This window comes from Niastella sp. (assembly GCF_045805085.1).
Lineage (GTDB): Bacteria > Bacteroidota > Bacteroidia > Chitinophagales > Chitinophagaceae > Niastella.
Genome location: NZ_JBJMLX010000447.1, coordinates 1 through 7,586 on the forward strand (window position 1 = coordinate 1; position 7,586 = coordinate 7,586).

The 7,586-nt window shown below is 44.5% G+C and carries 7 protein-coding genes; 2 read left to right on the plus strand and 5 right to left on the minus strand.

Features of this window, described 5'->3' with window-relative positions; genetic code table 11:
* On the plus strand, window positions 1-579 hold a 579-nt coding region (locus tag ACJ751_RS23620; protein ID WP_407748001.1), incomplete at its 5' end, for a Uma2 family endonuclease.
* 2 nt (window positions 580-581) lie between these two features.
* Here ACJ751_RS23620 and mfd read toward each other — a convergent pair.
* Window positions 582-4,043: a transcription-repair coupling factor gene (mfd, locus tag ACJ751_RS23625; RefSeq protein ID WP_407748002.1), complete on the minus strand. Its 3,462-nt coding sequence runs from the start codon at window positions 4,041-4,043 to the stop codon at window positions 582-584.
* 247 nt (window positions 4,044-4,290) lie between these two features.
* Here mfd and ACJ751_RS23630 point away from each other — a divergent pair, with 247 nt between their 5' ends.
* Complete coding sequence (locus ACJ751_RS23630) at window positions 4,291-5,055, plus strand: ferredoxin--NADP reductase (RefSeq protein ID WP_407748003.1); 765 nt, start codon at window positions 4,291-4,293, stop codon at window positions 5,053-5,055.
* A 123-nt stretch (window positions 5,056-5,178) separates the two neighbouring features.
* On the opposite strand, the gene ACJ751_RS23635 is transcribed toward ACJ751_RS23630, so the two are convergent.
* The 4 genes from ACJ751_RS23635 to ACJ751_RS23650 all read right to left on the minus strand — a co-directional run.
* The gene (locus ACJ751_RS23635; protein WP_407748004.1) at window positions 5,179-5,466 is read right to left on the minus strand and encodes a hypothetical protein; all 288 of its coding nucleotides are present in this window, start codon (window positions 5,464-5,466) and stop codon (window positions 5,179-5,181) included.
* Between the two features lie 119 nt (window positions 5,467-5,585).
* Window positions 5,586-7,028, minus strand: coding sequence for a glycine--tRNA ligase (locus ACJ751_RS23640; protein ID WP_407748005.1), 1,443 nt, complete (start codon window positions 7,026-7,028; stop codon window positions 5,586-5,588).
* Between the two features lie 121 nt (window positions 7,029-7,149).
* Window positions 7,150-7,479 (minus strand): nucleotide pyrophosphohydrolase, encoded by a 330-nt coding sequence (locus ACJ751_RS23645; protein ID WP_407748006.1) that lies wholly within the window; start codon window positions 7,477-7,479, stop codon window positions 7,150-7,152.
* A partial coding sequence (locus ACJ751_RS23650; protein ID WP_407748007.1) for a D-aminoacyl-tRNA deacylase occupies window positions 7,479-7,586 on the minus strand: 108 nt, incomplete at its 5' end. The genes ACJ751_RS23645 and ACJ751_RS23650, both read right to left, overlap by 1 nt.

The following is a 7,586-nucleotide window of genomic DNA, read 5'->3' on the forward strand; positions in this document are numbered from 1 at the left end:
AAAAAAATGGGCGCGCCCGCTATAAAATATGTTTCTGCTGAAGAATATCTGGTAATGGAAAGGGAATCCACTACCAAACATATGTATTTGGATGGTAGAATAATAGCGATGGCAGGTGCTTCACTTGCTCATAATTATATTGTAGCTAATCTATTACGAGAAATTGGGGGATTTCTTAAAGGTAAAGGTTGTAGAATAAACCCAAGCGATCTGCGCATAAGTATTCCTTCGGCCAATTCTTACACCTATCCTGATGCTACTATTATTTTCGGAAAACCAGAAATGGAAGATGATAAGTTTGATACAGCAAAAAACCCGGCTGTAATATTTGAAGTATTGTCTGATTCAATCAAAGAACACGATAGCGGCGATAAATTTTTTTACTACCAACGGATTCCTAGCTTACAAGAATATATAGTTATTGATTCGCTCAGAAAATATGTTGCTATCTATACCCGCCAGTCTACTGACCTGTGGAAAATTCAAAACTTTGAGGATAGCAACGCTATACTTCCCATTAAAACAATTGACTACAAGTTATCCTTTGATGATTTGTACTTTGAAGTAGAACTTAAATAAACTTACGCCGTAGCCTCCTGCTTATTCATAAACTCTCTCATTTGCGACAGGAAGCGGACCATCTTTTGCATGGTGCTCATATCTTCCACCACCAGCATAAATAATTTTCCGTTCTGCTTTAAGCGGGCTTTATTCGTTTGGGTTTGAATAAAGGTGAGAATGTTATGGAAAATATTCGACTCAAAATAAGGCGAGTCGGCTTTATTGATGAAATAGCATTTCAGGGTATTGTCTTTCAACAACATTTTTTCAAAACCCAGTTCTACGGCCAGTCTGCGCACGCGTACAGTATCAAAAAGGTCTTCCACCTGTTGAGGTATTGGTCCAAACCTGTCTTGCAGCTCAAGGCCAAATGCCTGCAGTTCTTCTTCGTTATCACAATTATCCAACCGGGTATATAACGTTAACCGTTCGGTGATGCTTTCTACATAGCTATCGGGGATCAGTATCTCCAGATCGGTATCGATGGTGCAATCCTGCACATAATCTTCCTGTTTGGAAATTTCTGCCTTAAATAATTCCCGGAACTGTGTACGCTTCAACTCCTTGATGGCTTCTTCCAGTACTTTCTGGTACATTTCGAATCCTATCTCGGCCATAAAGCCGCTTTGTTCTCCACCCAACAGGTTTCCTGCGCCGCGGATATCCAGGTCGCGCATGGCTATCTGGAAGCCGCTGCCCAGCTCACTGTGCTGCTCCAGCGTTTGTAACCGCTTTCTTGAATCGGGCGGTAAGGTGCTCATGGGTGGCGCCAGCAGGTAACAGAATGCTTTTTTATTGCTGCGCCCTACCCTGCCCCGTAACTGGTGCAGATCGCTTAATCCAAAATGGTGGGCGTTGTTGATGATGATGGTATTTACATTGGGAATATCTACCCCGCTCTCCACGATATTGGTACAAATAAGTACGTCGTACTTTTTATCAATAAAGTCAAGGATGCGTTCTTCCAGGATATGTCCTTCCAGCTGGCCATGGGCAAACCCAATGCTCAGGTCGGGACACAATCCCTGAATAAGGGCCGCCATTTCCGACAATCCCTGAACGCGGTTATGAATAAAGAATACCTGTCCGCCCCGCTCAGTCTCATAATAGATGGCATCCCTGATGAAGTCGTGGTTAAATACCAGTACTTCGGTTTGTATAGGTTGCCGGTTGGGCGGCGGCGTATTCATAATACTCAGGTCGCGGGCGCCCATTAAGCTGAACTGTAACGTACGCGGAATCGGCGTTGCCGTTAAGGTTAAACAGTCTACATTAGTTCGCAGGGTCTTGATCTTTTCTTTATGCGCCACCCCAAATTTTTGTTCTTCGTCAACTACCAGGAGACCCAGGTCTTTATATTTAACCTCCTTGCCTAACAGGGCATGGGTGCCAATGATGATATCTATTTTACCTTCTTCGAGTTTCTTTAAGGTTTCCTTTTTCTCTTTGGCCGATTTGAAGCGGTTCACATAATCTACCGTAACCGGAAAATCTTTCAGGCGCTCGCTGAATGTTTTATAATGCTGGAACGCCAGGATGGTGGTAGGCACCAGCACAGCGGCCTGTTTTCCATCGCAACAGCTTTTGAATGCTGCGCGAATGGCGATCTCCGTTTTACCAAAACCAACGTCGCCGCATACCAGCCGGTCCATGGGCGATGGTGATTCCATATCTTTCTTCACATCGCCTGTAGCCCTGCTTTGATCGGGCGTATCTTCATAAATAAAGGAAGCTTCCAGCTCGGTTTGCATGTAATTATCGGGGGCATGCTGAAAGCCCTGCTGCGCCTTACGTTGCGCGTACAGGGTAATAAGGTCAAAGGCAATTTCCTTAACCTTTGTTTTGGTTTTTTCCTTCAGCTTGTTCCAGGCATCGCTGCCCAGTTTGTTCACCTTGGGTACGCTTCCCTCCTTACCGGTGTACTTCGATATTTTGTGCAGCGAGTTAATATTCACATACAGGATGTCGCTGTCTCTGTAAATGATGCGCACGGCTTCCTGCATTTTGCCGTTCGATTCCAGCTTTTGCAGTCCGCTGTAAATACCTACGCCATGGTCAATATGGGTAACGTAATCGCCCGGTTGTAATTCGCGCAGAGTTCGCAGGGTAATGGCCTTATTCTTATTATATGCCTGTTTAACCTTGTATTTATGATAACGCTGAAAGATCTGGTGATCGGTATAACAGATCACTTTCAGGTCTTCATCAATAAATCCCTGGTGTATGCTGGTAGGCACCGGGGTAAACTGGATGCCTGCTTTCAGATCTTCAAAAATGCTGTTCAACCGTTCTAACTGCCGGGGATTTTCTGCAAATAAATACAGACTGAATTTCTTTGCTTCCCACGACTTCAGATCTTTTATCAGCAGATCGAACTGGCGGTTGAAGGCCGGCTGATCTTTGGTATTATAGTCAATGGTGAGTGGTGCGTGTTGAGTGGGCTCGCTATCCTCCATGAACCCAGACTGATAGCCAAACTCCACTACATGGCGATTGGCCAACTGTTTTTTCAGGGAGCCTGAAATAAACTCATCGGCCTTTATGCTGGTCTTTACGGTCTTGTCATCTTCTTCAGCAGCCTCTTTAGGCACAGTAAAGGTGGCCTGCATTTCGAGGAACAGGTGCAGGTCTTCTTCCTGGGTCAACAACCTTTCTTTGGTCAACTCCCAGTCCTGAAACCAATACACGGTGTTTTGGGGTAGAAATTCAAACAGGGAGATCTTGTTCTCCTCATCAAACTGCGTTTCTACATTGGGAATGATGCTAACCTGTAACAATTTCCGCTCACTCAACTGGGTTTCGGGATCGAAAATGCGGATGGAGTCTACATCGTTTCCAAACAATTCAATGCGGTAAGGTTTTTCATTACCGAATGAATAGATATCGAGGATCCCACCGCGTAAGGCGAACTGTCCGGGTTCGTATACAAAATCGGTAGTTGAAAAGCCATAGTCAACCAACTGGCGCAACAAGGCTTCTACATCTATGGAGTCGCCCGATTTCAGATAAATAATATTTCCGGCCAGGGTTTTGGGCAATACTACTTTTTCAAACAGCGCCTCCGGATAAGTGATGAGGGCACCCACGCGGTTGCTGCCGGCCAGGGGGGAAGAAAACCGGGTCAGCGCTTCTGTTCGCAACATCACGTGCGAAGAATTGAGCAACCGGAAATTCTTTCTGTTCTTAAAAGAGGTGGGGAAGAAAAAGAGATTCAGCGCCTGGGTCAGGTTTTCCAGCGTATTGTGCATGTAAGCAGCCGCTTCGGAATCTTCACAAACTATAACGTGGTTGAGCTGGCTGTTGGCTTCGTGCTGGTAAATAGTGCCGATTACAAAGGCTGAAGCGCTTCCGTGCAGGTTCTTACAAAATACCTGTTGGGGTTGGGCAAAAGTCAGCCTGTCCGCCAGAGAAAAAAGGCGGGGGTTATTTTTATACCCATTGAGCAACTCCTGCAAATTCATATCAGCGGCGCAAAGGTACATAAAGTTGATAAGTTAACAAGTTGACATGTTAACGAGTTAACCGGAGAATGTTAAATATTGATTATCAGAGAGCAAGTTTCCGGTCACCGGTTGCCGGTTTCGTGGCTTTGAGCCTGGCTGTTTCTGCCTGTAGCCTGAGGTTTGTGGTTTGTAGCCGTCCTGACGCTTTAACTTGTTAACTCATCAACAAGTTAACTTCTCAACTAAATCCAGTAACTTAAGCAGGTATCTAAAAATTGCAAGCCATATGTCTCTAACCTGGCACACCGGAAACGTTATTCGGATCGTAAATGAAACCAGTAACACCAGAAGGTATTGGATAGAAGTGCCTGACATGCAAGCGTTCGATTTTGAGCCCGGCCAGTTTGTAACCATCGACATGCCCATTCATGAAAAACCAAACAAGCGGTGGCGCAGCTATTCCATTGCTTCCTGGCCCGATGGCAGCAATGTGTTTGAACTGGTGATCGTTTTACTAGAGGGTGGCGCCGGTACCACCTGGCTTTTTAATGAAGTGAAAGAGGGAGATCAATTAACGTTTCGTGGCCCGCAGGGCAAATTTACCCTGCCCGAACCCATTGACCGCGACCTGTTCTTTATTTGTACCGGTACGGGCATAGCGCCCTTCAGGTCGATGGCGCATCATATTTTAAATCACAATATCGTTCACCAGAACATATACCTGATCTTTGGCTGCAGAAAGCTTACCGATAATCTGTATGGTAAGGAATTAGAGGAGCTGTCGGAAAAAGTGACCAGCTTTCAATACCTTCCCACTTATTCCCGCGAAGTTCCCGAAAATTATAACCATCTTATCCGCACAGGGTATGTGCATTCCATATATGAGGAAATAATCCGGGCCAATAGCCTGCACGCAAATGACGGCCCGGCTACCGTTAAACCAGCCTATTTTTATTTATGCGGCTGGAAGAACATGATAGATGAAGCTAAACAACGCATCCAGGACCTGGGGTATGACCGTAAAACCATTCACCTGGAACTGTATGGATAATAAAGGGGCGCTGCCATCGGTATAAACTGATGACACGTATACTAATTACCGGGGGATATCTACAAAGGCTGTTGATTACAATAGTGCGGGCAAAGGGACAAAAAGTGCGAAAACGGGGATTGATTACTTACTCTTTCCTACGGACTTATCCTGTAATTTTTCTGATTCTTTGGCTGTGATAGGTATTACCGGAATGTTTGATACACCTTTCAGCTGTTTTTCCAGCACTTGTTTTTCTTGTTGTAATTCAAGGATTTCTGCATGGCTTGCCATCATTTCTTTCTCCAGTTCGCACACCCTGTGCTTTTGTTTCTTCAGTTGCGCGCTTCGGAACAGGAAACCGGTGGCAAGGGCAACGACTATAATGCCAACCAGCATTGATACGTCAATCGATAGTTTTATTAAGAGCATTGTACCTCCATCTTAATTCACCTGGTTTGTTTTAAGGTTCTACAAAAATACACGCTTAATTATAAATTAAAATAGTAGTTCTTCGATAATACATTGCAATTAATAAAATATTTAAGCTGCTATTCCATAATGTACTTCTGCACCAGTTCCCTAACCTGGCTAGCAGGAATACGATCCTGTTGCATGGAATCGCGGTGACGGATGGTCACTGTACCGTCTTCTTTGGTCTGGTGATCAACGGTTATACAGAACGGTGTACCGATTGCATCCTGACGACGATAACGTCTTCCAATGGCGTCTTTTTCCTCATAAAAACAACGGAAGTGCGGTTTGCAATCATCCATGATCTTACGGGCAATTTCTGGTAAACCATCTTTTTTCACCAATGGTAAAATGGCTAGTTTATTGGGCGCTAGTTTTGGGGGGAATTTCAATACCACCCGGCTATCCTGCTTTTCAGCAGTGCTCAGGTCTTCTTCTGTGTAGGCCTCGCTCATGATCATCATGAACGTCCTATCGAGCCCTACTGAGGTTTCCACTACATATGGGATATAGTTCTGATTGATCTCCGGATCAAAGTACTGCATTTTCTTTTTGCTGTACAACTGATGATTCTTTAAATCAAAGTCAGTGCGGGAGTGAATACCTTCCAGCTCTTTAAAACCTATTGGAAATTCATATTCTATATCACAAGCCGCATCGGCATAGTGAGCGAGCTTAACGTGGTCGTGAAAACGGAATTTTTCTTTTGGAATACCCAGGCTCAGGTGCCAATTCATGCGCGCTTCTTTCCAGTATTCGTACCACTCTTTTTGAGAGCCGGGGCGAATAAAGAACTGCATTTCCATTTGTTCAAATTCCCGCATGCGGAAAATGAACTGGCGGGCCACGATCTCGTTACGGAAAGCCTTACCGGTTTGGGCAATACCAAAAGGTATTTTCATCCGACCGGTTTTTTGTACGTTCAGGAAATTTACAAAAATACCCTGGGCCGTTTCGGGGCGCAGGTAAATTTCGCTGGCTTCTTCTGATACGCTACCCAATTGGGTACTGAACATCAGGTTAAACTGACGAACTTCTGTCCAGTTGGCGGTACCGCTTACCAAACATTTTATTTTATTATCTTCTATAAGCTTTTTTAACCCTTCGTAGTCATTGGCAGCCAACAACTTATCCATTTCAGCCAGTAATGCGTCTGCTTCCGCTTTTTTACCTTCTTTTTCCCACTCATCGGCCTTTGCCTCAATCAGGTGGTCAACGCGGTAGCGTTTTTTACTGTCTTTATTATCGATCATGGGATCGCTGAAATTATCCACGTGTCCGCTGGCTTTCCAGGTGGTGGGATGCATAAAAATGGCTGCATCGATACCAACAATGTTCTCATGCATCTGGGTCATGCTCTTCCACCAGTAATCCCGGATATTTTTCTTGAGCTCGCTTCCCCACTGGCCATAGTCATAAACGGCACTAAGCCCATCGTATATTTCACTGGACTGAAAAATAAATCCATACTCTTTGCAATGCGCAATTATTGCCTGGAACCTGTTGTTATCTGTTGCCATAAGGATGCAAATATAATAGTTGGTAAGTTAATAGAGTTAACAAATTGACAAGACTTATAATCAAGATTCCCTACTGCAGGAAACAGTCTGTATGCACATCGGTTTTTACCCTGTCAACTTATTAACTTTTTAACTTTTCATTGTCCTTATGCCTGTTAGCATCCCGGATATTCTTCTTCTCAAAATTTTTCTCCAGCGCCTCGGTAAGGTCTACACCGGTTTGGTTTGCCATGCAAATAAGTACCCATAACACATCGGCCATTTCATCGGCCAGGTCTTTATTTTTATCACTTTCCTTGAACGACTGATCGCCGTACTTACGCGCCATAATACGTGCCAGCTCGCCCACCTCTTCGGTGAGAATAGCCATATTGGTTAGTTCGCTGAAATATCGAACCCCCACTGTTTTTATCCAGTGGTCAACCTGTGCTTGTGCGTCTTTTATTAACATTATTCTTTATTTTTTGTATCAATCACTATGGTAACGGGACCGTCGTTCAGCAGCGACACTTTCATATCGGCGCCAAATTCGCCGGTAAATACAGGCTTGCCTAAATC